General features: G+C 58.0%; 3 protein-coding genes and 1 pseudogene. All 4 read left to right on the forward strand.

The genetic code is table 11. From position 1 onward, the window contains the following. A pseudogene (locus tag RT424_RS23825) lies at positions 1-444 on the forward strand (hypothetical protein); the annotation flags it as partial. Positions 445-836: 392 nt separating this feature from the next. Further along, entirely contained in the window at positions 837-998 is a 162-nt protein-coding gene (locus tag RT424_RS23830) for a hypothetical protein (RefSeq protein WP_313443290.1), read from the forward strand. Positions 999-1,097: 99 nt separating this feature from the next. Then, entirely contained in the window at positions 1,098-1,361 is a 264-nt protein-coding gene (locus RT424_RS24600) for a helix-turn-helix transcriptional regulator (RefSeq protein WP_409521584.1), read from the forward strand. An 11-nt stretch (positions 1,362-1,372) separates the two neighbouring features. Next, positions 1,373-2,395, forward strand: a complete 1,023-nt coding sequence (locus RT424_RS23840) for a serine hydrolase (RefSeq protein WP_313443294.1) — start codon at positions 1,373-1,375, stop codon at positions 2,393-2,395. The last annotated feature ends 274 nt before the right edge of the window (positions 2,396-2,669 follow it).

Raw genomic sequence — 2,669 nt, forward strand, 5'->3', positions numbered from 1 at the left:
ATGGCAGGCGTGGGCCTTGGTCTGACCAACACGCCGGTCACGAACACGACGACCGGCGCCGTCCCCGCCACGCGTTCTGGCATGGCATCGGGCATCGACATGAGCGCGCGGATGATCTCACTGGCCATCAACATCCCGATCATGGGGTTCATTTTGGTCGAGGGCGTCCAGTCGTCCCTGGTTGCAAACCTGCCGATGGGAATCGACGCCGCCAGCCTGCGCCTGCTCGCAGAAACGGTCGCGGCAGGAACGACAGGCGCGCCAATGCAGCGTCTCCCTTCCGTGATCCTGCATCAGGCGCTCACAGAGGGTTTCGGCCGGGTCATGCTTTATGGTGGCATAAGTTCGCTGTTACTCGCGGTCGCAAGTTTCATCACCTTTGGGCGGAGCCATGCCCGGCGGCCCGAAACTGTCATTGAACCCGCCACCCGACTTTGTCCCTGATGGGGGCGATACATGGGGCGGGGGTTTCGCTGCCCGGCAGCTGTCAAACTTGCTGATGGCCGGGTCCGACAGGAGCTGACATTCCAAGCACCGAGTCGGGCGTCGTATGTCAATCGACTGCCGCCGGAACGTCGTGGGACTTTGCCGCCATTCCCCGACAATATCTCGATAGGCAGGTATACAGCCGAAACCTGCCATGGCGCAAACCACCTGTTTTCCGGTCAATGCCGCTCCTATCCCAACGGGATCAAGAATTGGGAATGCGGGCGGCTTCCCGAGATCCGTCGCCCTCGTAGAAATGAGAAGGGATTGGTTGTCGGCACTGATCGCGTCGGAAGGCGCAATAACCGAGGTTTTGGCAAACACGTCATATGGTTCTCAGACGGGTAAAGATGGATTTCTGGGGCAGCGGCCCGGAGGGTCGGCAGGCCGGAGGATTCAGCTTCGATCTGCTGAACGCGAACGCCCCTGAAGAGGAAGTTCGGCGACATAGCCACGATGAAGCGCATTTCGTCCTGGAGGCGCGAAAGGCAACACATCTCCAAGCTGGCTGAACCGCGCCGTCGAGATAATCTTTACCAGCGACGATCCTGATATCTCCGTTACCAAAGTCGCGTCGGATGTTGGGGGTTCATCCGGTCCATCTTGCCAGAATGTTCCGACGCTTTCTCGAGTGCTCGCCCGGCGAATACCTGCGTGGCCATCGACTGGAACGAGCAGCAGCAATGCTGGGAAAGGGCGTCGCCTCGCTTGCCGACATCGCGCAATCGGCGGGATTTGTCGATCAGGCCCATCTGACACGAACCTTCCGGTCCCGTCTCGGCACCACTCCTGCGCAGTGGCGTAAATCCCGGTATGTTGCGCGGATACAAGACGCGGACACCGACATGCGGCAAGAATCGGGTTCATCCCATTAGGAACCCTGTCAGTGGCATCATTCAAAGCTATCGTAATCGCGCTCGGCGCTATAACCTTGTGTTCTGCGGCCCCTGCGCCGGATATCGACCCTGCTCTTAATCAGGCTCTTGCAGGCTTTGAGCATGATGAACATCCCGATCTGCGTGGCGTTGTCGTGCTTCGCGATGGTCGTGTGGTTGCAGAACGCTATTACAATGGTGAAACGGCGAGCACTTTGCATGATGTCCGCTCTGCCGGAAAAAGCGTCACCGCGCTGCTCGTCGGAATAGCGATCGACCGGGGTAAAATACATGGGGTGGACGACACGGTTTCCACCTACTGGCCCGAATCCAAGGGGAGCGCGATTGGCGATGTTGCCATCAGGGATATTCTGACGATGCGATCCGGGTTGGCCGCGTTCGACGAGGATCCCACATCTGCAGGCAACGAGGACAAGCTTGATGCGGCACCTGATCCGCTGGCATTCCTGCTATCGGTCCCACGCGCCGACTTGCCGGGATTAAGATATCGCTACAATTCGATCACAGCTTACGCTGCCAGCGTCGTCGTTGCGAAAGCGACTGGGCGGTCAATGGCAAATATTGCGCGGATTTCGCTGTTCGAGCCGTTGGGTATCCGTCGCTGGCAGTGGGCGTCGGATGCCGCTGGCTACACCAAAGGCCAAGGAAACCTGTCTCTCACACTCCGCGATTTCGCGGGAATTGGCGAGATGGTACGTGGGGAGGGTCTGTATCGCGGACGCCGAATTATCAGTGCAGGTTGGATACGAGACGCCCTTGTTCCACGGGTCGGCATCTCCGATAGCGATCCTTATGCCGAGGGTTATGGCTATTTCTGGTACTCAAAGGTCCAGCAGATCAACGGCAAGCCGGTACCGGTCTCATTCGCGTCGGGCAACGGCGGTAACAAGATATACGTTATTCCAAGCCGCAAAATGGTGGTTGCCATCACATCCAGCGCTTACGGCCATGGCTATGGACAGCGGCGTTCGGAGGCGATCCTGAAGACCGTCTTAGAAACGGACCTTCCATAAATGCCATATCAGCGCCGACGCCCTGACGGAAAACCCTGCCCGCAAGTTTGTCGGACTCTATCTCAATCCGACAGTGTTTTTCGGACAATCCAAGGGGAAACCCGACCGCGCAATTCCGTGCATTATGAGTTGCAGCGGAAATGCGCGACGACTGCCTGAGATTTATGTGTTTTCCGCCACGCCCATTTCCAGGCGCAATAGCAGGCTGGATTAAGGGTGGATTTGAGCTAGGCAGCGTTGACAAAGTTGGGGAGCCATTTGCGAATGGCTGCAA

The organism is Novosphingobium sp., from assembly GCF_032093395.1.
In the GTDB taxonomy this organism is placed as follows: Bacteria; Pseudomonadota; Alphaproteobacteria; order Sphingomonadales; family Sphingomonadaceae; genus Novosphingobium.

Excerpts from the sequence above, each read along its gene's own strand:
- RT424_RS24600 (WP_409521584.1), top strand. The coding sequence starts at position 1,098 with ATGTTCCGACGCTTTCTCGAGTGCTCGCCCGGCGAATACCTGCGTGGC.
- RT424_RS23830 (WP_313443290.1), top strand. The coding sequence starts at position 837 with ATGGATTTCTGGGGCAGCGGCCCGGAGGGTCGGCAGGCCGGAGGATTC.